At 45.0% G+C, this 23,994-nt stretch carries 27 protein-coding genes, 1 pseudogene and 1 riboswitch; of the genes and pseudogenes, 9 read left to right on the top strand and 19 right to left on the bottom strand.

Annotated features, from left to right (window positions below; genetic code table 11):
• Positions 1-171: 171 nt before the first annotated feature.
• Both murF and NSU16_RS02660 read right to left on the bottom strand, forming a co-directional pair.
• Positions 172-1,545: a UDP-N-acetylmuramoyl-tripeptide--D-alanyl-D-alanine ligase gene (gene murF, locus NSU16_RS02665; protein WP_339191999.1), complete on the bottom strand. Its 1,374-nt coding sequence runs from the start codon at positions 1,543-1,545 to the stop codon at positions 172-174.
• Between the two features lie 74 nt (positions 1,546-1,619).
• Entirely contained in the window at positions 1,620-2,705 is a 1,086-nt protein-coding gene (locus NSU16_RS02660) for a D-alanine--D-alanine ligase (RefSeq protein ID WP_339191997.1), read from the bottom strand.
• 153 nt (positions 2,706-2,858) lie between these two features.
• On the opposite strand from NSU16_RS02660, the gene NSU16_RS02655 reads away from it, so the two are divergent.
• On the top strand, positions 2,859-3,179 hold the full coding sequence (locus NSU16_RS02655; RefSeq protein ID WP_010333104.1) for a thioredoxin family protein: 321 nt from the start codon (positions 2,859-2,861) through the stop codon (positions 3,177-3,179).
• Between the two features lie 14 nt (positions 3,180-3,193).
• Here NSU16_RS02655 and NSU16_RS02650 read toward each other — a convergent pair whose 3' ends face one another.
• A complete protein-coding gene (locus NSU16_RS02650; RefSeq protein ID WP_286059017.1) occupies positions 3,194-4,066 on the bottom strand; it encodes a cation diffusion facilitator family transporter in 873 nt (290 codons plus the stop codon).
• Positions 4,067-4,315: 249 nt separating this feature from the next.
• On the opposite strand from NSU16_RS02650, the pseudogene NSU16_RS02645 reads away from it, so the two are divergent.
• Both NSU16_RS02645 and fbpB read left to right on the top strand, forming a co-directional pair.
• Positions 4,316-4,481 (top strand): annotated as a pseudogene (locus NSU16_RS02645) (Fur-regulated basic protein FbpA).
• A complete protein-coding gene (gene fbpB, locus NSU16_RS02640) occupies positions 4,468-4,614 on the top strand; it encodes a Fur-regulated basic protein FbpB (RefSeq protein WP_010333101.1) in 147 nt (48 codons plus the stop codon). The pseudogene NSU16_RS02645 and the gene fbpB overlap by 14 nt, the downstream one beginning before the upstream one ends.
• Positions 4,615-4,638: 24 nt before the next feature.
• On the opposite strand, the gene NSU16_RS02635 is transcribed toward fbpB, so the two are convergent.
• The 9 genes from NSU16_RS02635 to dctS all read right to left on the bottom strand — a co-directional run bounded on the left by NSU16_RS02635 (position 4,639) and on the right by dctS (position 14,479).
• Positions 4,639-5,787: an acyl-CoA dehydrogenase family protein gene (locus tag NSU16_RS02635; protein WP_339191996.1), complete on the bottom strand. Its 1,149-nt coding sequence runs from the start codon at positions 5,785-5,787 to the stop codon at positions 4,639-4,641.
• Between the two features lie 128 nt (positions 5,788-5,915).
• Positions 5,916-6,251: a hypothetical protein gene (locus tag NSU16_RS02630; RefSeq protein ID WP_003225151.1), complete on the bottom strand. Its 336-nt coding sequence runs from the start codon at positions 6,249-6,251 to the stop codon at positions 5,916-5,918.
• Positions 6,252-6,346: 95 nt separating this feature from the next.
• Positions 6,347-7,114 carry an ABC transporter permease gene (locus tag NSU16_RS02625; protein WP_168746979.1) on the bottom strand — a complete coding sequence of 256 codons (768 nt, stop codon included), beginning with the start codon at positions 7,112-7,114 and terminating at the stop codon, positions 6,347-6,349.
• On the bottom strand, positions 7,107-8,033 hold the full coding sequence (locus NSU16_RS02620; RefSeq protein ID WP_339191995.1) for an ABC transporter ATP-binding protein: 927 nt from the start codon (positions 8,031-8,033) through the stop codon (positions 7,107-7,109). The genes NSU16_RS02625 and NSU16_RS02620 overlap by 8 nt, the downstream gene beginning before the upstream one ends.
• 90 nt (positions 8,034-8,123) lie before the next feature.
• Positions 8,124-9,362 (bottom strand): dicarboxylate/amino acid:cation symporter, encoded by a 1,239-nt coding sequence (locus tag NSU16_RS02615; RefSeq protein WP_010333096.1) that lies wholly within the window; start codon positions 9,360-9,362, stop codon positions 8,124-8,126.
• A 73-nt stretch (positions 9,363-9,435) separates the two neighbouring features.
• Positions 9,436-9,567, bottom strand: a riboswitch (cyclic di-AMP (ydaO/yuaA leader).
• A gap of 48 nt (positions 9,568-9,615) precedes the next feature.
• Complete coding sequence (locus NSU16_RS02610; RefSeq protein ID WP_010333095.1) at positions 9,616-10,668, bottom strand: AI-2E family transporter; 1,053 nt, start codon at positions 10,666-10,668, stop codon at positions 9,616-9,618.
• A gap of 148 nt (positions 10,669-10,816) precedes the next feature.
• On the bottom strand, positions 10,817-12,082 hold the full coding sequence (dctP, locus tag NSU16_RS02605) for a C4-dicarboxylate transporter DctP (RefSeq protein WP_339191994.1): 1,266 nt from the start codon (positions 12,080-12,082) through the stop codon (positions 10,817-10,819).
• A gap of 119 nt (positions 12,083-12,201) precedes the next feature.
• A complete protein-coding gene (locus NSU16_RS02600; RefSeq protein WP_339191992.1) occupies positions 12,202-12,882 on the bottom strand; it encodes a response regulator in 681 nt (226 codons plus the stop codon).
• On the bottom strand, positions 12,872-14,479 hold the full coding sequence (gene dctS / locus NSU16_RS02595) for a two-component system sensor histidine kinase DctS (protein ID WP_339191990.1): 1,608 nt from the start codon (positions 14,477-14,479) through the stop codon (positions 12,872-12,874). The genes NSU16_RS02600 and dctS overlap by 11 nt, the downstream gene beginning before the upstream one ends.
• Positions 14,480-14,549: 70 nt before the next feature.
• Between dctS and dctB the strand changes: the two genes are divergently transcribed.
• Entirely contained in the window at positions 14,550-15,602 is a 1,053-nt protein-coding gene (gene dctB / locus NSU16_RS02590; RefSeq protein ID WP_010333091.1) for a C4-dicarboxylate TRAP transporter substrate-binding protein DctB, read from the top strand.
• Between the two features lie 83 nt (positions 15,603-15,685).
• The gene (locus NSU16_RS02585) at positions 15,686-16,507 is read left to right on the top strand and encodes a manganese catalase family protein (protein ID WP_168746973.1); all 822 of its coding nucleotides are present in this window, start codon (positions 15,686-15,688) and stop codon (positions 16,505-16,507) included.
• 41 nt (positions 16,508-16,548) lie between these two features.
• Here NSU16_RS02585 and NSU16_RS02580 read toward each other — a convergent pair whose 3' ends face one another.
• The 6 genes from NSU16_RS02580 to NSU16_RS02555 form a co-directional block, all read right to left on the bottom strand.
• Positions 16,549-16,935, bottom strand: coding sequence for a VOC family protein (locus tag NSU16_RS02580; protein WP_168746972.1), 387 nt, complete (start codon positions 16,933-16,935; stop codon positions 16,549-16,551).
• Between the two features lie 138 nt (positions 16,936-17,073).
• Entirely contained in the window at positions 17,074-17,433 is a 360-nt protein-coding gene (locus NSU16_RS02575) for a YdbC family protein (protein ID WP_339191989.1), read from the bottom strand.
• Positions 17,427-17,768, bottom strand: coding sequence for a cupin domain-containing protein (locus NSU16_RS02570; RefSeq protein ID WP_168746970.1), 342 nt, complete (start codon positions 17,766-17,768; stop codon positions 17,427-17,429). The genes NSU16_RS02575 and NSU16_RS02570 overlap by 7 nt, the downstream gene beginning before the upstream one ends.
• 139 nt (positions 17,769-17,907) lie before the next feature.
• A complete protein-coding gene (gsiB, locus tag NSU16_RS02565) occupies positions 17,908-18,279 on the bottom strand; it encodes a glucose starvation-inducible protein GsiB (RefSeq protein WP_339191987.1) in 372 nt (123 codons plus the stop codon).
• A gap of 14 nt (positions 18,280-18,293) precedes the next feature.
• Positions 18,294-18,416, bottom strand: coding sequence for a hypothetical protein (locus tag NSU16_RS02560; RefSeq protein WP_339191985.1), 123 nt, complete (start codon positions 18,414-18,416; stop codon positions 18,294-18,296).
• On the bottom strand, positions 18,409-19,227 hold the full coding sequence (locus tag NSU16_RS02555; protein ID WP_010333085.1) for an EcsC family protein: 819 nt from the start codon (positions 19,225-19,227) through the stop codon (positions 18,409-18,411). Before NSU16_RS02555 ends, NSU16_RS02560 begins: the two co-directional genes overlap by 8 nt.
• Positions 19,228-19,344: 117 nt before the next feature.
• On the opposite strand from NSU16_RS02555, the gene NSU16_RS02550 reads away from it, so the two are divergent.
• From NSU16_RS02550 to NSU16_RS02535, 4 genes are all read left to right on the top strand, one after another.
• Positions 19,345-19,797: a DUF2188 domain-containing protein gene (locus NSU16_RS02550; protein WP_339191983.1), complete on the top strand. Its 453-nt coding sequence runs from the start codon at positions 19,345-19,347 to the stop codon at positions 19,795-19,797.
• A gap of 77 nt (positions 19,798-19,874) precedes the next feature.
• On the top strand, positions 19,875-20,132 hold the full coding sequence (locus NSU16_RS02545) for a GlsB/YeaQ/YmgE family stress response membrane protein (RefSeq protein ID WP_010333083.1): 258 nt from the start codon (positions 19,875-19,877) through the stop codon (positions 20,130-20,132).
• Positions 20,133-20,364: 232 nt separating this feature from the next.
• Positions 20,365-21,642 (top strand): Nramp family divalent metal transporter, encoded by a 1,278-nt coding sequence (locus tag NSU16_RS02540; protein ID WP_229149975.1) that lies wholly within the window; start codon positions 20,365-20,367, stop codon positions 21,640-21,642.
• 107 nt (positions 21,643-21,749) lie between these two features.
• Complete coding sequence (locus tag NSU16_RS02535) at positions 21,750-22,019, top strand: hypothetical protein (protein WP_010333081.1); 270 nt, start codon at positions 21,750-21,752, stop codon at positions 22,017-22,019.
• Between the two features lie 213 nt (positions 22,020-22,232).
• Here the strand turns inward: NSU16_RS02535 and NSU16_RS02530 are convergent, their stop codons facing one another.
• Positions 22,233-23,957: a pyruvate oxidase gene (locus NSU16_RS02530; RefSeq protein WP_010333080.1), complete on the bottom strand. Its 1,725-nt coding sequence runs from the start codon at positions 23,955-23,957 to the stop codon at positions 22,233-22,235.
• Positions 23,958-23,994 lie beyond the last annotated feature (37 nt).

The following is a 23,994-nucleotide window of genomic DNA, read 5'->3' as shown; positions in this document are numbered from 1 at the left end:
AGGTCAGCGGATGGCGGTCCGTACACATATTTTCGTATCGCGAAATAAACCTGTCATTATTGTACCATAGCCTGAGCCAGTCATACATAAATTATTTCGGGCCGGCATACATTAGTGTCTGCACATCATTTTTATTTTATGATTGCAATCTGCTTTTTTCCGCAGGATTTTTTAAGAAAACGGGCTCTCCATTAAATCTTTAACGATTTCTTCAAGCTTCATACCTCTTGACGCTTTGAATAAAATCAAATCTCCCTTTGCCGCTTTATTCTTCAGGGCCTGAGTAAGCTCTTTTTTCTCGCTGAAGTGGCTGACGCGCTCTTTATCAAAATGTTCCATCGCACCTTCCGCGATAAATGCCCCAAGTTTGCCATACGTAAAGACGTGGTCAATTTTGTCCGGGCTGATCACAGCGCCGCATTCTTTATGGAACGTTTCTTCAAGATCGCCGAGTTCAAGCATGTCTCCGAGCACGACCATTTTTTTTCCGTATCCTTCAAGGCTTTCTGTCAATTGGATCGCAGCCTTCATCGATGTCGGGCTCGCGTTATAAGCGTCATTAATAATAGAAATGCCGCTGTCTGTTTTCATAAATTCAAGTCTCATGCCGGTGACCTTCAGGCTGCTTAATCCTTTTGCCGCATCCTCAGGCGTGATGCCGAAATAAACCCCTGCGGCGATTGCCGCCATGGCGTTCATTACATTATGCTTGCCTAGTATAGGGATAAAAAACGGTTTTTCTATGCCTTTGATCGTAAAATGGGTCCCCGCTTCACTCTGGCTGACATCCTGCAGCTGATAATCGTTTTGCGCTCCAGTACCATATGTTTTCGTTTGGCAGCTGTAAGCCTTTTGCAAAAGCGGTTCGTCTCCGATATAAATCAGCACACCGTCTTCTTTCAGGCCGTTGATAATTTCCAGTTTTGCTTCCGCGATGCCTTCTCTTGAACCAAGATCCTGCATGTGGGATTCGCCGATATTTGTTATCACTGCCGCATCCGGATTTGCCAAGCGCGTCAGAAGGTCAATTTCTCCTTTTGCGCTCATTCCCATTTCCAATACGGCAATTTCTGTATCTTCAGGCATCGCTAACACTGTAAGCGGCAGCCCGATATGATTGTTGAAATTTCCTCCTGTTTTATGGACGCGGTACCGCGTTTGCAGGACAGCGTGAATCATGTCTTTGGTCGTCGTTTTGCCGTTGCTTCCTGTTACCCCGATCACACGTGTGCCGAGCTCCTGTAAATAGGCTTTTGCCAGCTGCTGGAGTGCTGACAAAGTATCATCCACTAAAATCACGGCTTGATTCTCGGGCGGATTGGGTTCAGAGCGGTTCCACAGAACGGCAGACACACCAGCTTCAAAAGCTTGCGGCACAAAAGTGTGGCCGTTAAAATGTTCCCCTTTCAGCGGGATGAAAAGCTGATTGCTTTCCAGCTTTCTTGTATCTGTAGCTACTCCATGAATGACTGTATTTTCATATTGCGGGTTTGTTAGTGTGCCTTTGACCATTTCGGCAATTTGCTTTACGGTTCGCTTAATCAAGTAAGGTCACTCTCTTTCTTTTGGTGGTATACGGGAAAAGACACTGCCCTTTTACCGGCAGTGTCAGTTTCCATTTAGAATGTATGTTTAATCAATTGTTTTTCAGCGTGGCGTTCTTTAGCCAGCTCTACAAGCTGTTCAATGAGGTCAGCGTATTCCACTCCGGCTTCTTTCCAGAGAAGCGGGAACATGCTGAACGGTGTAAAACCAGGCATCGTGTTTACTTCATTGATCAGCACTTCGCCGTCAGCTGTCAGGAAAAAGTCCGCTCTGACAAGTCCTGAGCCGTCAATTGATTTAAACGCTCTGATGGCCATCTCACTGATTTTCGCGTATTCCTCATCTGTTACAGACGCAGGAATAATCAGATCGGTGTCTCCATCCTCGTATTTCGCTTTGTAATCGTAGAAATCTGTCTTAGGTGCGATTTCTCCTACTGCAGAGCATTTAGGATCATCATTTCCGAGAACGCCGATTTCAATTTCGCGGCCGTTGATGCCTTCTTCTACTACGACTTTCCGGTCATATTGGAACGCAAGCTCAAATGCTTTTTGCAGTTCTTCACGGTTTCGGCATTTGCTGATTCCGACGCTTGATCCAAGGTTGGCCGGCTTCACGAAGCAAGGATAGCCCAATTCTTGTTCTACCTGCTCGCAGCTTTCTTCAGGAGAACGAGTCCAGTCTTTTTTAAGGAAGGCTGTGTATTTCGCCTGTGCAAGGCCGACTTGTGCAAACAAATGCTTCATGACTACTTTATCCATACCAGCTGAGGAAGCAAGCACGCCGTTGCCGACATAAGGAATATTTAAAAGTTCAAGCATTCCCTGAATCGTTCCGTCCTCTCCGTTCGGGCCGTGCAGGAGCGGGAATACGACATCAATTGCTTCATTTTGCTGTGATACTTCCTGCGGAAACATCTCCTGGTTGAGAGCAGATGGAGAAAAAGCGGTTCCGCCCTGCTCAAGCTGAAGCATTTTTACGTTGGAAACAGGCTCTGTTAAACGTGCGCCTCTTATCCATTCGCCTTTTTCAGTTATATAAATTGGATGTATATCAAACTTCTCAGTATTTAGCGCTTTTGTTACAGCCAGAGCTGTCTGAAGCGAAACATTATGTTCGGCTGACTTACCGCCGTACACTAATCCTAGACTTGTTTTCAATGGATACTCCCCCCACTACAATTCATCTTTACTATCTTATCACTTTCACAAGAAAATGATCTAATTATTTTTGGGCATGCTGAAGCTGAATGCATTTGTATGTAATTCCTTTTTATTTTATATTAAAATGGCATTGAAAAGGAGATGTGACATATGAAAAAAATCACAACAAAAGAACAATTTAATGAACTGATTCAATCTGATAAAGAAATAATTGTAAAGTTTTATGCTGATTGGTGCCCTGACTGCACACGCATGAATATGTTCATCGGCGATATTTTGGAAACGTATAATCAAAACGATTGGTACGAGCTGAATAAGGACGAGCTTCCTGAACTGGCTGAAACATATCAGGTGATGGGTATTCCAAGCCTGCTCATTTTCAAAAATGGAGAGAAAACAGGCCATCTTCACAGCGCCAATGCCAAAACGCCTGAAGAAGTGACTGAATTTCTATCAGAACATATAAGCTAATTCGATAAGCAGCCCTATTTTGTGTCGTCGGGCTCTACGTGAACATGAACATGAGTGACATCGTGTTCATGTTTTATTTTGTTTTCCACCTCATCTGCGACCCCGTGGCCTTCCTCTACTGTCAGCTTCGGATCAACTGTAATGACCATCTCTATATGTACTGTGCTGCCCAAGTATCGCGCTTTCACATCCTTAAGACGATGCACATTTTCTATCCGGCCGACAGTCTGTTTATAAGGTTCAAGGTCCTTCAAGTGAAACCCGTCCGTTAATGAATGCGAAGCGTCTTTGAAGATATCCCAGGCTGTCTTACAAATGATGATTCCGATCACAAAAGCCGTAACCGGGTCTATCCAAGCCAGCTGCAGCTGGGAAGAAAAAACACCGATAAATGCTCCGGCACTGACAAATGCGTCTGACCTGCTGTCCTTCGCCGCCGCCATAAGTGCAGAGCTTTTAATGGATGCTGCGAGCCTTTTGTTATATAAATAGATGCCGTACATAAACACCGCACTGCCTAAAGCCGTCCACGCCGCGATAAGGCTTGGCGTTTCTGAGGTGCCGCCCGCAATCGCTTTTCCTCCGCCGATTAACACTTCAATCCCGACAACCATCATAATAAAAGACGCAATAAGGGACGAAATTGTTTCAGCCCGATAATGGCCATATGGATGGTCGCTGTCAGCCGGCCTTTGGGAAATTCGCAGTCCGATCAGTACCGCTATTGACGCCACAATATCTGTCCCATTGTTTAATCCGTCTGCTCTCAGTGCTTCAGAATGATACAATATTCCGATTGTCAGCTTAACAGCAGCAAGAATGATATATGCCAAAATATTGAGGAGTGCTCCTTTTTCTCCCTTTTTAAGATTATCTGTCCTCCCCATTGAATACCAGCCTCCATTCTATTACATAGTATGGTTAAAAACATGAAAAATAGCAGCAGCGGTTCTCAACGGGAAGGGATATTTCGACAGCAAATTATTGCCCGGGAAACTTTTTGTCGATATGTTGAAGGTTTGCTTACTTACGAAAGAATAGGACTGTTTTCACCTTTACAGGCTGTGGTGGACATTGTATACTGGTGTTAATTGATAATGATTATCAATATCGATTGATTGGAGGTTGGTGACACAATGACACCTCAGTCTGCAGAAATCAGAAAAAAACATCTCATTCATCTGTTAATACAGAATGGTATATACAAAAAGTCAACGCGACATTTATATGAATTGTCGCTGATGGAGCTGGAAAGGGAATATCAAACATTGTCAGGAGGCGCCAGGGCATGCCAAAGCGTAAAATAAAAACCTACCAACAGCTGATCCAGGAAAACAAAGAGGCGATCATGGGCAATCCAAAGCTGATGAACGTCATTTACGACAGAATTGACCGCAAGCATCAGAAAAATCTCCAGGAACAAAACAATACATAAAAAAGAGCCCGCAAAGGCTCTTTTTTATTTAATGAAAAAGGCTTCTGCGGCCAGCTTTTGAATAACCATGTCGTCCATCGGCGGGTTATGGAGACCTGCGCGCACATCCCGGTAATAGCGCTGAAGCGGGTTGGTGCGTTCAAGGCTTTTGGCCCCGACAATTCTCATCGCTTTGTCTACAACAGAAAGCGCGGCGTTTGTGACGATATGTTTTGCCGCACCGAGCTCATTCTTCAAGTAAGGGCGGCGCTCCGGATCGTCATACAATTCAGCCGCATGAAAAAGAAAATGCTTGGCATTCAGCAGCTCAAGCTCCATTTCGCCTGTTCTTTGCTGAACGGCCGGAACGTCTTTGATCGGCCCTTTCAAACTATTTGGTGAATACTCGGAGGCAAAACGCACCGCATAGTCTCTGGCAGCCTGAGCCACACCAAGATAAACCGCCGGAATATGGAGCAGCCAGCCGTTTGGCTTTGCTCCCCGCGGCCCTTGAAGCAGTTCCACCAGTTTATTATCATCGAGCGTTACCTCGTTTAATACAAGATCATGGCTGCCAGTAGCCCGCATCGCCATCATATCCCATGTTTCTTCAATTGTTACACCAGGATCATTTTTATGAACCAACACCACACCTGTTGTTTGTTTTTCTTCAATCCATGCCGTTACTAAAAAATAATTAAGCGCTTGCGACATTGTCGTAAACGTTTTTCTTCCATTCACCACCCATTTGCCGTCCTTTTTGACAGCAGCAGTCCCGGGGCGCCCTCCCCTGGTCGGGCTCCCGGTTTTCGCTTCTGTCGCTGCTCTATTGATCACGGCGCCGTTTTGAACTTCCTTTGCGATAAACGCAAACACATCTTCATCCCAGCTGTTTCCTTCCCCGAGCTCTCCCATCACGCTTAAATGCCAGCCGATGCTCAGAGCTGCAGGTGCATCTCCCCGTGCAAGCCGTTCTTGAAAAAGCAGCATATCATAAACAGATATTCCTGCTCCTCCATGGGATTTCGGCACGGTTATCGCCGTATATCCCGAATCACGCAGTTTCTGGATTTTTTCGGCAGGAAATCGTCCCTGTTCATCATCCTCAGCGGCTGTTTGCTGAAATTCATCCGCTAGCTGTCCTATTTTCTCTATCCATTGCCGCTGTTTTTCGTTCCGTACAAATAATGACATCCGGCAGCCCCCCATTTTTTCAATTCCGATAAATTTAATATGTATTATAGATTTCCAGCCTTGATTCCGCAACTGTTAACATTTTGTCCACTATAGAAAAACACGCCGTTCCCAAGGGAACAGCGTGTTTAAACCGGATTTGCATCCCGGTCTTGTTTCATACCGAGATAAATGAGCATATAAGTCAGGTAACCCATTGTCATGACCAATCCGCCGAAGAAAAAACTTGAGAAGATCGGCTCTTCAAAGGCCGTAACTGCCGCAAGCACAATCCAGCTTGCATACAGATAAATGATAAAATAACGGATACCCGTCTTCATTTTATATATCATGTACAGCCCCACGAGAGAAAACAACCCCAACGCGAGCCTGAAATACACAAGATGTTCAAACTGGAACATAAATGACACAAATGAGAATCCAAGCAGCAATACAATCGGTAAAGCGGTAATAAAGTTTCTCAATTCGAGACACCTCCGTCAGTACCTTTATTATAAACCAAAACATCGTCTGATATTGATTTACGTGAGCTTTTTCACAAAAATGTCATTCCTTGCCTTTAGATTCGAACATCCCGTTTGCAGAAGCTCCACCAGGCAACGGCAATGAAGAAAACAGCATGAATTACAAGTATCCCTACAGAGAACAATGGTGTCATGCCTGAAAACAGAGCCGTTTGTCCGCTTTTGTATTGAGTGAAGTCTGTGTTTGCAAAAAGCAAAAAGCTTCCCCATTTGTTTTCAAACAGCTTCATGATTTGCACAAGTGAACTTGCTCCATATAAAACGACAAAGGAAACGACAACTGAAATGGCGCTGTTGCGGAACAGTGATGAACAAAGCAAACCGAATAATCCCATCAGCACCGCTTCAAGCCAGTTTGTGCCAATTAGTTCCAATGTGTTGATGAATAATGTTTTTGATTCAGATGTCACGGACGTGCCAAAAAAGACAAGACCGAATAATAAAGCCAGAATGTAGTATGTCAGATAAAGATAGAAGCTGACCATTATAACTGTCATTAATTTCGACCAAAAAACCTTTTGCCGCTTGACCGGGCGAATGAGCAGAAATTTAATTGTCTTTTTATCAAATTCATTAGAAATAATCGTCGCTGCAATCACAATGGTTAACGCCTGCAGCAAGATATTCAGGCTCGGTGTATAGGAAAAGTAGCCGATGAAGTTTTCGTCAGTTCCGGCACTGATGACGATCCGTTTAATGATCAGCGCCATAAAAAATTGAAAAACGGCCATCAATATAAGCGAAACAAATGTGACTTTTCGATTAAAGAGTTTCATATGTTCATTCCATATTAATTTAGACAAGCTCTTCTCCCTCCTCTTGATGAGCGGTTGTCGCTTTTATAAATTCATCTTCCAGTGACTGCGTATAAGTCATAATTGAAAATACGTTCAGTCCTTGTCCGACTAGTGAGCGGTTCAGCTCTGGTATATTTTCTTTCGCTATATCCACCACGATGGAGCCGTCTTTACGTTCAGCTGTGTACCCATTGCCCACCAGCCAAGCGATCGCTTTTTCCGCCGGCTGCACTTCAATAACGGCTTTTTCCGTTTTCTGACCGGCTCCATTCAGGCTCACTTCTGCTTTGATCTCGCCTTTTTGTATGATGATGACACGGTCACACAGGTCTTCAACTTCACGCAATAAATGAGTGGCGAATAAAACCGCCGTTCCTTCCTCTTCGGCGAGCTCCTTAATATGGTCGCGAAAATCCTTCATACCGGCAGGATCAAGACCGTTTGTCGGCTCATCTAAAATGAGAAGCTTCGGCCGGTGAAGAATGGCCTGAGCAATGCCGAGACGCTGGCGCATGCCGAGTGAGTAGGTTCTCACCTTATCATCAATTGCTGACGTCAGCCCGACTCGTTCCACAACTTCGTCCAGTCTGTCATCATCTATTTTTTTATGCATATTTGCAAAGTGTTTGAGGTTTTCCCAGCCTGACAGGTATGGGTAAAACTCGGGGTTTTCCACAATCGCACCGACAGCTTCCATCGCTTGTTCGAACTCAGTGTCATGCTTGAATCCATTGATGGCTACGCTTCCGCTGTTTTGTTTTAACAGCCCGACGATGATGCGGATGAGTGTCGTTTTTCCGGAACCGTTCGGACCGAGAAGACCGATAATCTCTCCCTGCCTGACGTCCATGCTGATCTGTTTTAAAATCTGTTTAGACCCTATTTTTTTATCAAGGCCTTCAATATGTAAAATCGGCTCAGCCATAAAGCCTTCCTCCTTTTTCGACAAAAAATAAACAGTGCCTAAAAATAGGCACTGTTTGTATTATAGCATTTGTTGCTTCCAAATGTTTGGTTAAACCGATAGAGTCGGTGCTTGCTCCGTCTGTTTGTTCTTTTCTGTTTCTGTAATGATGACGGCACAGGCCGCGTCTCCTGTTGTGTTGACCACTGTACGAAGCATATCGAGCAAACGGTCTATTCCGAGGATCAAACCGATGCCCTCAACAGGCAGGCCGACTGATTGAAGCACCATGGCGAGCATAATCAAGCCGACTCCCGGAACACCCGCGGTTCCCACACTTGCTAATACAGCCGTCAATATCACCATCAGCAATTGCGTAAATGTAAGATCATGTCCGAATACCTGTGCAATAAAGATGGTGGCCACCCCTTGCATAATGGCTGTACCGTCCATGTTAATCGTCGCGCCGAGCGGCTGAACGAAGCTGCTGATCGGCTCAGGCACTTTGAGTTTTTTCTGGGCTACATCCATTGATACCGGAAGCGTTGCATTGCTGCTTGAGGTACTGAACGCAACGACCATAACTTCTGAGAAATCTTTAAAGAACGTAATCGGATTTCTTTTTGCTAAAAGGGCCACTGTTGAACCGTAGGTGACGATTGCATGTATGACAAGAGACAGCGTAACAACAATCATGTAGAGCCCCATCGCTTTTATTGCACTTAATCCCTGGCTGCCGATAGCTGTCGCAATGAGACCAAACGTGCCGTATGGCGCAAACTTCATGACTAGGTTGACCAGATACATCATCAGTTCATTGCCCTGCTCAACGACTTTCAAAAGCATATCTGCTTTTTTGCCTAGCATCGTAATCCCGAGTCCGACAAAAATGGAAAACACGATAATTTGGAGCATATTTCCTTCAGTCATCGCTTGAACGGGATTGGCCGGAATCATGTTCAGAAGTGTGTCAGCAATACTCGGTGCTTCTTCTGCCTCAAATTTAGCGGATGAGACATCATAAGTGCCGAACTCACCCGGCTTAATGACAAGCGCCAGTATAAGCCCGATCGTAATCGCCACCGCTGTCGTGATGAGAAAATAAGAGATGGCCTTCACACCGATTCTGCCAAGCTTTTTAGGATCGCCAAGCCCGGCAACTCCTAATGTAAGAGAGAAAAAAACAATCGGTACGACAAGCATTTTGATGAGGTTTAAAAAGATGGTGCCAAGAGGGCCAAATACAAACTTATTCAAATTTTCAAATAATTCAGGTGATGTTACGTTCAAAATAATCCCCGTGACGGCGCCCAGAACCAATGCAATGATAATCTTTGTTGCCAGTTTCATCCGCATTCCTCCTTTTTTGAAAAAAAAGCCCGCGAGAGACTCCCGCGGGCTTTGGCTGTATCATAAAACCACAGGATTCTCTCTTCACGCTGATGAGGTTAGCTGCCGGGTTCGGACGAAGAGATGTCCGTTTTTCAGATGAAAAATAAACCCCAAAAGATTGGGTCCCCCACTCCTTTTAAAAAGGATTAAGCGTGTGGCTTACTATTGTATGATGTAGTTTATTTATACAGAAAAGATCCAATTTTGTAAACTATTTTTTGTTACTTTTTTCTCGGAATCTTTTGGGCCCATCTTCCTTGTTCGTCACATCAAGAATATCAAGAAGAAATACAAAGATCGGAATTCCGATAATTAAGCCCCAAATGCCTAGAAAATGCTCAGAAAAAATCAGGACTGTAAATGTGAAAAAGATCGGCAGCTCTGTTTTCGCTGACATCAGCTTCGGATTGAGGAAATATGTCTCAATCGCATGGATGGCGAAAATGACAAGCACAATGTAGAGCACATACATTCCGCCGCCTGTGCTGTACGCAATAATACTGAGCGGAATCAGGGAGATGACAACGCCTGCTACCGGGATCAATCCGAGAAAGAAAACCATGATGGAGAGTCCCAACAGCTGAGGGAAATGCATAATCCAGAGCGCAATAAAAGTCAGTATACAGTTCACGAGGGCGATGATAAATTGTGCCTCAAGCACCTTGCCGAACGTTCTCGCGAATTTTCCTCCGAAAAAAGCAATCTCATTATAAAACACAGCAAGCTTGCTCGTTTTAAACTGCTCCATAAATTCAGACAGCCGTTTTTTCTCAAATAAGAAGAACATGCTGAGAATGAGCGCCATCACGATCTGCAAGCCGAATGTGCTGATATCGGCCAGATACGTATAAAGTACATTGAAACCCTCTTTGACATACGAACTGATATTAATATCTCCGAAAACACTTGTGATCTCATCAAAGAAAGGAATGCTGCTTGGATGATACGCAATATGTTTAATTTGCTTGATCAGCTGCTGAATCTGTGCGGCAACGACCGGATAAAACACAAACCCTCCGACTGTAAGCAGCACGGCCAGCAAAATGTAGAGAAATGTAATGACAATCCGCTGGCTCACTCGGAAGAAACGGCTCAAAAACTGCCGGACGACAAGCTCCAAACGATCCATAAGAAATGTGAAGATGAAGGTCAGCAATATTAAGTTGATCATGCTCTTAAATAGATATAACACACCAGTTAACACGACAAAGATGGAAAAACGCCTTACTCCCGGGTGCTGAAAAAATTTTACTAAAGCGGCCATTTATACACTCCTGTTAGGACAAACGTCCTTCATTCAATATAGTATCCATTTGTAAATTATATAACAAAAAAATGCTGAGGTCTCTGTCCACACCTTAATAATTTCTAAACAATGAAAAAAACGGCCCCATGGATGGGCCGCTCTTTTTTTAAACTGCTGTTTTCATTTTTTTCAAGCCTTCCACAGCCTCTACGCTTTTTGCTTCATCGAATTCTTTTTCACTTTTTGCAACGATGATTGTGGCGATTCCGTTTCCGATCAGGTTCACAATCGCTCTTCCTTCACTCATGAAACGGTCGACACCGAGCAGAAGCGCAAGGCCCTCAAGCGGGATGACCTGAAGGGCTGAGAGGGTTGATGCAAGAACGATAAATCCGCTTCCAGTCACACCGGCTGCTCCCTTCGAAGTCAGCATCAGAACGAGGATAATCGTTATTTGCTGCCCGATGCTGAGATCCACTCCAAACACTTGAGCCAGAAAGACAGTCGCCATTGATAAATAAATGGATGTTCCGTCTAGGTTAAACGAATAGCCGGTCGGAATAACTAGCCCGACGACTGATTTTGAACAGCCGTAGCGCTCCATTTTATCCATCATTCTCGGAAGAACTGATTCTGATGAGCTTGTGCCGAGCACGATGAGAAGCTCATCTTTGATAAAGCGCAGGTAGTTCCAAAGGCTGAATCCGTATAGCTTGCAGATGATATTTAAAACGACAAACACAAACAGGAACATTGTGATATACACAGACAGCATTAAGCTGGCAAGCGGCTTGATGGAATCGAGTCCAAAGTGCCCGATCGTATACGCCATCGCTCCGAATGCGCCGATTGGAGCCGCACGCATAACATAGCCGATAATTTTGAAAAAGACATGTGAAATTTTATCAAAGAAATCAATGACGCTTTTCCCTTTTTCACCTAACGCCGCTAGACCGACTCCGAAAAGAATGGAAAAGAATAAGACCTGCAAAATGTCCCCTTTTGCGAAGGCATCAACCATGTTGGACGGTACGATGTGTGTGACAAATTCAACCCAGTCGATCCCCTGACCGCCATTTTGCGTGTATTGTGAGACATCTCCCTTTTCAAGCTTGCTGTAATCGAGGCCCGCACCCGGCTTCAAAATATTAACGACAAATAAACCGATAATGAGTGCAAGGGTCGTAACAACCTCGAAATAGATAAATGCTTTTCCCCCTACTTTTCCAACCTTCTTCATATCGCCCATTTTTGCAATCCCGAGAACGATTGTGAAGAAAATGATTGGAGCGATTACCATTTTCACAGCGTTGATAAAGGTATCCCCAAGCGGTTTCATTTCTTTGCCGACATCCGGCCAAACCAATCCGACAATGACCCCGATGATGACCGCGGTTATGACTTGAACTGTTAAATTTTTAAACAGTTTCATATTCTTCCTCCCCCTGTCCTAGTCGCCTTTGTGTCTTTCTTACTAGAATGATAGCGTTTTCATAAGGGGCGGGGAAGTTTATGTTCATAACGGACATTTTGGTCTTTTTGGTCTCGGACTTACATATTAAATATGTAGCGGTTGACGGGGCGTCCGACTCCTCCGTATTGAACATCAAGCTGAATCGTTCCATTCTTTTCGAGATAATCAAGATAGCGCCTCGCTGTCACTCTGGCGATACCGAGAGCCTTGGCAACCTCTTCAGCAGAAAGAGGCGAAGTTTGCTGCTTCAAAAAAGCAATGAGCTCATTCATCGTAAAATGATTCAACCCCTTCGGCAGATCCTGTACGGTCTGCCGCGGGATATTGAGGATGGCATCGAGCTGATCCTGGGACAGCGTGTCGTTTTCCTCTATTTTTTGTTTATACCGCTTATATTTCTCAAGCGCCTGTCTCATACGTTCGAGCTTAAACGGCTTTAAGATATAGTCAACTGCCCCATTTTGCAGCATAAGAGAAATTGTTTCCTTGTCTTTTGCAGCGGATACGACGATGACATCTACCTCAAGCTTTTGCCTTCTGATCTCCTGCAAGGTTTTGATTCCGTCTTTTTTCGGCATGTATACATCCAGAATCACGAGTTCAGGCTGCTTTTCTTTGATCAGCTTGATGCCTTCGTCCCCGTTTCCCGCTTGCGCACAGACGGCAAAGCCTTTAACGGTTGTGATGAAATCCTTATTTACTTCCTGAACCATCGGATCGTCTTCAATGAGCAGAACCTTGATTTCCTTACGAGCCATGCTGCGATTCCTCTCCCTTCATCGGAAAAACGATTGAAAAAGACGTGCCCTGTCCCGGGTGTGAATCGACCTCTATCGCACCCGATCCTTTGTCTATTATTTGCTTGACTAAATAGAGGCCATAGCCTGTGCCGCCTGTTTTATTCACTGTAAATCCTTTTTCATAAAGGTACGGCATATGTGTGTGTTCAATGCCGCATCCGTTATCTTCTATTAATATCGCTAGGATATCCTCCGTTTGTTCTATACTGATGGCAATTCGTTTATCATCAGACTGAACGGTTTCAAACGAGCCGAAGGCATTTTCAATCAGGTTGCCGAGAAGCACGACGATATCATGCTGGTCGACATGCTCGGGAAATTGCTGCAGGCTGCTGTTTTCATCAATATGCACAGCAATGCCGAGTTCTTTTCCCCTTCTGATTTTACTTAGCAAAAGCCCCGCCGCGGCGTCATTTTGAATGGAGCGATGCAGAAATTCAGTGACGTTTTCCTGCTCGGTTGAAGTCTGAAACGCCAGCTGCAGCGCTTTTTCGGATTTGCCGAGCTGGATCAGGCCTGCGATGGTATGAAGCTTGTTCATATGCTCATGATTTTGGACGCGGAGCGCTTCGACAAAGTTTTTGACACCCGTCAATTCCTCTGCCATCTTGGCCGCTTCTGTTCTGTCCTGGAAAATCGCGACGGCGCCGATGACTTTTTTCTTCATAACGATCGGAATCCTGCTGCTCATGATGACCTTTCCGCTGACACGAATTTCTTCATTATAAACCGCTTTGTTCCGCTCCACGATTTCAGGCAGGCGCGAATCCTTGAGCACATCCCAAATCACCTTTCCGACCAGATCGCCCTGCACCTCAAAAATCTGTTTCGCTTTTTCATTAAATATTGTGATGATATGCCGGTTGTCAATGGCGATCACGCCTTCGTTCATAGAGTGAAAGGTAGCGGTTCGCTCTTCATACATGCGGACAATCTCATGGGGCTCGAGCTGAAACATTTGTTTTTTGATATGACGGGCCAAGAGGAACGAACCCGCCAGGCCGAATCCGAGTGTCAGCACTACAATGAAGGCGATATCCCTTCTTAAATGAAACAATATATCAGCCATCCCCGGCAGTGTTTTTCCAACGAGTACCGCTCCGATCTGATTCAAATCCTGATCCTTTACCGGATAAAAGGCCCGGACAGCCGTTCCGATCTCGCCTGTTGCTTCTGAGAAATAAATGTGCTCCGCAAACGCCGCCTCTTCATCTGCACCCTTTGACTTTTTTCCGATGTTTGCGCTGACAGGATGAGTATAACGAATATGATCCATGTCCATGACGACAATGTAGTCTGCTTCATTGATCATACGGATCTCTTCAACCGCATGACGGACGGCTTCTGTTTGTTCTTTTCGCGATAATGCCTCTTTCACTTCGGTCATCTCCGACACCGTCCGAGCCGTATTCATCAGCCGTTTTTTCAGCTCCCTTTCCTCTGTATGCTGAATATTGCCTATGAGCACAATGCCGCCGATCAAAAAGGAGAAAATGACGAGTATGTAGGAGAGGATTGTGATTTTCCAGCGGATTGAGAGCTTCTTTTTGTTCATCAGCTTCTCCTTTCAGGTCTTTACGAATGGCATTGCCCCCATTATCCTTAACATAAGGGGAGGGCTTTTCGTGAAGAGTTTGCTTGCATGTCTCGGTCTGATGATCGCTGGAATTGCAACCGCTTTATTTATCGGATTCCATGATCATACCGGCAATAAAGAGATTGTTTATGATGACGACCAGGAAGGGCTGCAGGATCAAATCATATTTACATTCAGCCATGTCGTTGCTGAAAATACGCCAAAAGGGCTGGCCGCCAATAAATTCGCTGATTTGGTGAACGAAAAATCAGGCGGGAAAATAAAAATTGAAGTATTTCCGAATGGAAGCCTGTACTCGGACATTGAAGAAATTGAAGCCTTGCAAAACGGTGATGTTCAATTTATCGCCCCCTCCACATCGAAGCTCGGCATGCTCTCTCCTGAATGGGGGGTGCTGGATCTGCCGTATGCATTTACAGATTACAATGCCGTCAAAAAAGGGCTGAACGGAAGCATCGGCACACAGCTGTTTGATTCTCTAAAGAAAAACCAGCTAAAAGGACTGGCCTATTGGACAAACGGCTTTAAACAAATCACGACAAATCAAGGGCCGGTCAAAACACCGGGTGATTTAAAAGGGCAAGATCTGCGCATTATGCAAAGCGATGTGATCGAGGATCAGTTCAAGCTGCTTGGCGCAACGCCTCATCAGGAATCCTTCAATTCTACCTTTCAGCTGTTAGAAAACAATATAGTCGATGGCGAAGAAAATACAATCTCAAACATCTATTCTAAAAAATTTTATAATGTTCAGGACTATTTGACAATAAGCAGCCACGGTTATCTCGGCTACGCTGTCATGACTGATGAACACTTCTGGAAGGCGCAAACACCAGAAACACGGCGTATTTTAACTGAAGCGATGAAGGAGACGACGGAGTGGAATGAAACGTATGCCGAACAAATGAATAAGGAACAGCTGGAAGAAATTAAAAAGAATTCTACTATACATATTTATGAGCTGTCAGATAAAGAGAAAAAAGAATGGATGAAGCGCCTTGATCCTGTTTACCGGCAGTACGAGCCCATCTTCGGCCGGAAGCTGATTCAGGAGCTTTTGGAGCTGCGAAAAGATTCATAGTTCCCATCTCGATACGCTGCGTTTCGTTTATCTTTCATACGATCGGAAATATAAAAAGAGACAAACGAAAAGGAGATGGGTACATGTTTAAGCACACAAAAATGCTGCAGCATCCTGCTAAACCAGATCGTCCAGATCCATTATTCGCTAAAAAAATGCAAGAAATTTTAGGCGGGCAATTCGGAGAAATTTCTGTTGCCATGCAATACTTATTTCAAGGCTGGAATACAAGAGGAAATGAAAAATACAAGGATTTGCTGATGGATACGGCAACTGAGGAACTCGGGCATGTTGAAATGATCGCTACGATGATCGCCAGACTTCTTGAGGACGCTCCGCTTGATCAGCAGGAAAAAGCCGCTGAAGATCCGGTCATCGGCTCCATCCTGGGCGGCATGAACCCTCACCATGCCATTGTATCAGGACTTGGCGCCATGCCGGAAAGCAGTACAGGCGTACCTTGGAGCGGCGGCTATATCGTAGCAAGCGGAAACCTGCTGGCAGACTTCCGCGCCAATCTGAATGCGGAATCACAAGGCCGTCTGCAGGTCGCACGCCTGTTTGAAATGACGGATGACAAAGGCGTCAAAGATATGCTCAGCTTCCTGCTGGCGCGTGACACGATGCACCAAAACCAATGGCTCGCCGCCATTAAAGAATTAGAAGCACAGGAAGGCCCGATTGTGCCGGGGACATTCCCGAAAGCACTCGAAAAACAAGAGTTCTCGCATCAGTTGATCAATTTCTCTGAAGGTGAAGAAAGTGCCGAGCAAAACTGGCTGAAGGAGAAAGCCCCGGATGGAGAATCCTTTGAATATGTGAAAGAAGCTAAAGCGTTTGGAGAAAAACCGGAGTTAAAACCAGCACCGCCTTTTGTTCATGATACACTTCCAGGACGCGAATAAAGACACTATCATAAAAAGGATAGATCATCATTAACCGTGATCTATCCTTTTTTGTGCGTTGTCTGCCACTCAAGCATCTCCAGACGATTGCCAAATGGATCTGAAATATAGAATCTGTCCGCTCCCGGAAGTTTATTGTCCTCAACAATTGCAATTCCATTTAATTTTACATGTTCTTTTAAGCCTTCTATATTCAAAACCTCAAATGCAGGGTGTGCTTTTTTAGCCGGGACAAAAGGTTCTTCTATCCCGATATGCAATTGTCTGTTCCCAAAAGTGAACCAGACTCCGCCCCGGGCTTTTAACTCATCTGGTTTTTCAATTTCCTGAAAACCTAATATCCCGCCGTAAAATTGTCTTGCAGCAGTTTCACAGCCTTTAGGAGCCGCGAGCTGAATATGGTCAATTTCATGAAAATGAAAAGTCATCCGAATTAATCCCCCTGATTTCACAATTGAATGCCATTTTCTTCATTCTAAATCAATTAATATAACAGGAGAATATCTTTATTGTTATTATGAGCGATAAACTCAGCTTATCCTCTTTTTGAGGGCGATTTCTCATCACTAAGCTTTTGTCACGGTCCATCCAGGCTCGTATTCAATTTCCCGGTTCTCAAATAAGAAAGCGACCCCCTCTGCATCAACCTGAGTAAGCGCCACTTCTATTGAATATAACGTAGTCTTTTGCCCGATTTCTTCATAGATAACGTCATGTTCGTTCTTCATAAAATGATCATAGGCAGCTCTGTTCTCCCAAACGCTGATGATCTCTGCGGTGAACAGCCCATCTGCTGTTTTCCGCCAACCGCCGGTCTGTTTGATGAAGCCATTTACATGTGATAGTGCTCCCCACTGTGACTGCGCGTTTGAAAATGCTTTAGCATTTGCAGCGTCTACTTCACATACAATCCTTTTGATCAGCATGGCAATTCCTCTATCGTGACTGTTTTCGCTTGTATATGCTCGACACAGAGATTCACCGTTCTGACGTAAGAGCGCGTGCGGTGAACCGTTCCTTTTGGGATCAGCAGGCTGTCATTCGCTTTGAGTACCGCGGTTTCTTTGTTCTTAAAATCGATCAGCAGCTCACCTTCAAGAACAATGAATAATTCATCTGAGTCAGGGTGATGGTGCCAGTCATATTCTCCTGTAAATACAGCGAGGCGCACACAGTGGTCATTGACCTCTGAGATTGAAAAATTGGCGTGTTTTTCTTTGACTTCATTAGCGATGGCGAGCACATTTTGCATCTCGGACATTAGCGAAAACCCCTTTTTTTCACTTATTGTATCGCAATACTGGCATAAATTGAGAAAATACCCAAAATAAAAAGCGATCCAGCTGCTGCGCCGGATCGCTTTTTATCTACAGGTTGTCTGCCTTTTATGCTTTACTTAGTTAGTCGTTGTCGCGGGCGTTTCCGCCTTTTGAGCCAATTTCTTGGTAGAATTCCTTATCATGATTTTTGCTTGTCGCTTCTCCGCCTTTACGGCCGATTTCTTGATAGAATTCTTTGTCATGATTTCCACTAGTGGCTTCTCCGCCTTTTTCACCGATCTCTTGATAGAACTCTTTGTCATGATTCTTGCTAGTGGCTTCTCCGCCTTTTTCGCCGATTTCCTGATAGAATTCTTTGTCATGGTTTTTGCTAGTGGCTTCTCCGCCTTTTTGACCAATCTCTTGATAGAATTCTTTATCATGGTTTTTGCTAGTCGTTTCTCCGCCTTTTCTACCTGCTTCTTCTCTGCTCATTTTGTTATCTTGTGCCATTTTGAATTCCTCCTTTAATTGGTGTTGGTTGTTGTTTTCCCGCTGTCATTTCTTTTAAACAAACAAAACACATTGAGTGTGTTTTGACTGAAAAAAGCAGACGGAACGCGGTGCCCGTCTGCTTTTCTTCTATTCATGATTCTGTGCTGTTTCTTTGAGCCGCTCGAGGATGCGCCGCTTTTTATAGAGCATCATGCCTGTTTCGGTAATGTCATTTAATGTCGAGCGATTGGCTGCCGCGCCAAAGACCATTCCCGCGACCGGCACCATTTGAAAAAGCTTTTTCCAGCCAAAGGTGTCACGGTAGCCTAAAACCACTTCCCGCCAGCCTTGGACTTGGGAAGCGACATTCTTATATGTACGGTCCTGATCATAGTCTTTTAATTCTTTCAGAATGGATTTTTTACCGACAACATCTGCTGAAGTAAGCTGCAAACATTTTACGATGAAGACACGCTCTTTTTTCTCCTTTGGATTATAGCCATAGGCCACTGCGATATCCTGCAGCGTTTTTAATGATAAACCGAGCACAGCCGGAATGTCTGCCGCCAGTGTAAATACGCCGCCCACACCCGTGGTCGCTCCCTGAACGGTTGCAGCATTGATTCGGTTTTTGCCCATCGCTTCAGCAACATCATCCATAACAGCCAGAGGCGCTTTCTGTACGTCCTCCAGTGATTCAAAGGTTTGCTCGGGCAGTTTCTTTTGAAACGTTTTGATAATCTGTTTTTCCGATGTCAGGTACTGTCCTCCAGTCTGAACAAAGGTGCCCACCTCATCCAAAAGCTTGCCGATCTTTTTCTGAATGAATTCCGGCGTCAGCTTGTCCAGCAGCTGAAACGGGAGACGGCTGAGTTTTTCCCAAAACCAGACTTTTTGCTGCTCCTTTTCCCATTTCTCTATTTCTTTTAATTGCTGATGTAAGTCTTCTTTTCGTTCTGTTGTCACCCAACTCGCACTTCCCTTCCGTTTTTCTACTATATAGTATACCTTCATTTTTCTCTAAAACGTTTTTATTTTTCACCTGCGGGTACCCTTTTTATAAAAGCAAAAGGAGTGATGGAAATGCCTTGGTCTATGAAGGATTACCCCGCTTCACTGAAAAATCTCGAGAAGCCTGTGAAGAAAAAGGCGATTGAAATCGCGAATGCCATGATTGATGAAGGCTATGAGGACGGACGCGCCATTCCGATTGCGACGAGCAAAGCAAAGGAATGGGTGGAAAACGCCTCAAAAAAGGAAATTGACGACTTTCTTAAACATGATGATGAAACAGAACGCGATGAGGAGGCAAACGATGACGCCAGACCCGAGCTGATGAATAAAGCGGAACATGTCATTAAGCATAAAAATGGCTGGGCCGTCAAAGCTGAGGATGCCAAACGTGTATCTGAAATCAAGGAGACAAAAACGGAAGCAATCGAAAGGGCAAAGGAAATTGCTGAGCATAAAGGCACTGACGTAATTGTTCATTTGGCTGACGGCAGTGTGCATAGAAAGATAAAAACAGACTCATAAGCAAATATGCTTTTGTACGTTTCGGATTTGTCTAGAACGGTTATTGATATATAAATCATTAAGGAGAGGTGAATATCATGCTTAGCTTTTTGGTTTCATTAGTTATTGCTATCTTAATTGGACTAATCGGAAGTGCCATCGTCGGCAATCGCATGCCTGGAGGAATCTTCGGTTCGATGATTGCAGGTCTGATCGGCGCATGGATCGGGCATGGCCTACTCGGAACTTGGGGACCAAGCCTTGCAGGATTTGCCATTATTCCGGCAATTATCGGGGCAGCGATCTTCGTATTCTTACTGAGCCTCGTATTCCGCGGATTGCGGAAGGAAGCCTAAATGTTAGATTATTCAGGAGGCATCGTTTCATACAGAAACGATGTCTTTTTATGTATGGACCCTTAACAGATGCCCTACATATCATGTTACATAACAGGGAAAAATTTAAGAAGTGATTTTGATCATCATTGGTTGACAAGAAATCGGGATGGTCATATGATGTAGATAAAATAATTTGGTTTAAGGAAACTCTTTGTTGTATGGCAAAAACAATTAGAATTCAGGTGAGTACATGATGAATAAGGACATCACAGCACAATCTCCCCGTTCCAAAGCAGTCCAAGATGCGCTTGACGGGAAAAGCAGAGGATTCAGAGGACTACTGCCTTTTTTAGGCCCGGCGTTTATTGCAGCTATTGCCTATATCGATCCCGGTAACTTCGCAACAAATATATCAGCCGGTTCTAAATATGGATATATGCTGCTATGGGTGATTTTATTTTCTAATATCATGGCGCTCTTGATCCAATCACTCTCAGCCAAACTCGGTATCGCGACAGGCAAAAACCTGCCTGAGGTTGCTCGTGAGGAATTTCCTAAGCCCGTTTCTATCGGCTTATGGATTCAAGGCGAACTCGTCATTATCGCGACTGATCTGGCGGAATTTATCGGAGCGGCGCTGGGACTCTATTTGCTGTTCGGCATCCCGATGCTCGAAGCGTCTATTATTGCGGCGATCGGCTCTTTCGCGATTTTGGAGCTTCAGCGCCGCGGTTATCGTTCACTTGAAGCCGGTATTGCCGGCATGCTGTTTGTAGTGGTCATCGCCTTTGCGCTGCAGACCTTTTTCGCAAAGCCGGATGCCGTCTCAGTGATGAAGGGGCTTTTCGTTCCGACATTTCACGGGACCGACAGCGTTCTTCTTGCCGCAGGGATTCTCGGCGCAACCGTTATGCCGCACGCCATTTATTTACACTCTGCCCTCACACAGCGGCGGGTTGTCGGCAAAACAGATGCCGAACGGAAAAAAATCTTCAGATTTGAATTTATTGATATTTTAATAGCGATGCTGATTGCAGGGGCTATTAATGCGAGTATGCTGATTGTGGCTGCAGCATTATTCTTCAAAAACGGGCTGTTTGTCGAGGATCTTGATGTCGCGTTTCAGCAGTTCGGTCATCTTGTCAGCCCTGTTTCAGCCATGCTATTCGGAATCGGCCTGCTGGTTGCGGGCCTGTCCAGTTCGTCTGTCGGAACACTTTCAGGCGATGTGATTATGCAGGGATTTATCAATTACCGCATCCCGCTGTATGTACGGCGGTTCATCACAATCATTCCGCCGATCTTGATCATCGCATCAGGCGTCAATCCGACATCGGCTCTTGTGCTGAGCCAGGTGGTTCTTTCCTTCGGCATTGCCTTTGCCTTAATTCCGCTTATTATGTTCACAAGCAATAAGCGGATTATGGGTTCACTGATCAATGCCAAATGGGTAACAGTTGTTTCTTGGCTGATCGCTGTACTGATTGTTGCTTTGAATGTGTTTTTGATCGTCGATACGTTCCGTTAGACAAAAACCGGCTGATAGAGCCGGTTTTTTATTTTGGCTTCAAAGCTCATTGATATCATTTTTTACAGAAATTTGTTATGATAGAAGAAAAAATCGGAGTTTTGATAATGTCAGTATTTATTCTGTTTTATTTATGGATTGTCCCTATTGTTATCGGAATTTTATGTTCTGTTATCGCTTATAAATCAACAGGTAAAAAAATGAGAATCGCGCCTGGCATCGCCATGGTGGTGCTCAGTATCATTTCCTTAATTACCGCTTTTACAGCCGGTGGCGCTAATTTTCACGTGTTTATCGGCGGCATGTTTTTATTCGGCACTTTATTGGTTGGTTCTGCTTTTCCTTTCTTTTTCGGACTTTCGAAAAAAGGGAAATAAGCTTATAAAGACATTAATTTTGGATGTAACAGACAAGGACAAATGCGCTGATCTTTTTGCTTAAAAAGCAGATGCATTTGTCCTTGTGTCTGTTTTGGGCACGGCGAAAATGTTGATCCCAATAAGTATACGAGTCATTTTAAAGGTTCAAACCACCAATTTTATGATTCAATAAAATCCAAAAAACAGGGGCCTTCCCGGGCCCCTGTTTTTTTAGAATAACCGTTTTAAGCTTTTCTTCAATGACGGCATTTCGATTTTTTGGTTTTCGAAGAAGTTTTTCAGCATGTATTTGCTGAAGCCTTTTGCCTGTCCATAGGTGATCTTGCCGGGCAGCGGCGGTTCATTTCCGATCATTACGTCAACAACGACCGGCTGATCGGAGTGTAGCGCCTCATGAAAGGCCGGCGCAAGCTCTTCCGCTCTGGTCACCTTGATGCCTTTTGCTCCGCAGCTCTCTGCAAATGCGGCATAGTCAACATTCTGAAGTTTTGTGACATAGTCAATGTTGCCTTTGACCTGTTGTTCATATTCAATCATGCCAAGATTTTCATTGTTTAAAATAACGACCGTAATCGGGAGCTTGTATTTGACCGCGGTCGGGAGATCCTGCATGACCATGGAAAAGCCCCCATCACCGCAGACTGCGATGGCCTGGCGCTCCGGTTCAGACAAGCTCGCCGCTATAGCTCCCGGCAGGCCGCAGCCCATTGTCGCAAGCCAGCTGGAAACGATGAAATCCTGGTTCGCGTTCATTTTGAAATGCCGCGCCATCCAGACGGTGACAGTGCCGACATCTACAGACAGCACCGCGTCGTCTGCTGCTGCTTCCTGAAGACGTGCGATGACCTGCTGGGGTTTAAGCGGTGTTGTCGCCTCAGTTTCATCTTTTTCGATTTCGTTCCACCAATGCTGCATATGTTCAGTGCAGGCATTTAGGAATCTTCGGTCTTCCTTTCGTTCAATATACTCCGTCAGTTCGCGCAGACCGAGAGCCGAGTCACAGACAAGCCCCGCTGTTACCGGATATCGTTTGCCGATTTTCGCCGGGTCTGAATCAAGCTGGATGGCCGGTGTGTCTTCCGGCAAGTAATCACGATACGGGAACGAGGTGCCGAGCATGATTAACAAATCGCATTCTTCCATTGCCTCATAGGCCGGTTTTGTCCCAATCTGCCCAAGGTTACCGAGAAAGTGCGGGTGCTTATCGGGAACAACGCCTTTTGCGGGGAGCGTGACGACGATCGGCGCCGCTGCTTTATCCGCAAATTCCAGCAGCTCCCGCTTCGCCTTTTTCATTCCCTGTCCCGCCAAAATGATCGGCTTTTTCGCATTGTTAATGTATTGCGCGCATGTCACAAGCTGTTCTTTTTTCGGTTCAAGATTCCCTTCAATATACAACGGTGATGTATAAACGGGTTCCCGTTTGATTTTCTCCGCAAACAAATCATCTGACACACTTAATACCGCAACGCCTTTTTTACTGTAGGCCGTGCGGATCGCCTGATTCAACAGATCCGGCAGTGACTCCGCGCTATGTACCTCCCTGTTAAACACTGCCACGTCTTCAAACATTTGCTCAAGCTTAATCTCCTGAAAGTAGTCACGCCCGACTTCGCCTGAGGAAACCTGACCTGCAATCGCAAGCACAGGGGCGCCGTCCGCTTTTGCATCGTATAATCCGTTCAATAAGTGCACCGCACCCGGCCCTGCAATTGACAGGCAAACACCGATCTTGCCGGTGAGTTTTGCCTCAGCCGCGGCTGCCAGCGCTGCCACCTCTTCATGGCGGGTTTGGATGAATTCCAATTGATTTCTTTCGTGTCTCAGTTCCTCAATAAATTCGTTAATGCTGTCTCCGGGGATGCCGTAAACATGATCGACTCCCCATTGTTCAAGCAGTTCTGTCATTGTTTGTCCTGCTGTTTTGTGTGCCATGCCGTATCCTCCTTTTTCCTTTTTCAATACCACAGGG

Origin of the sequence: Bacillus sp. FSL K6-1003, from assembly GCF_037964945.1 — a bacterium.
Lineage (GTDB): Bacteria > Bacillota > Bacilli > Bacillales > Bacillaceae > Bacillus > Bacillus mojavensis.
This window is presented reverse-complemented; position numbering and strand designations above follow the sequence as displayed.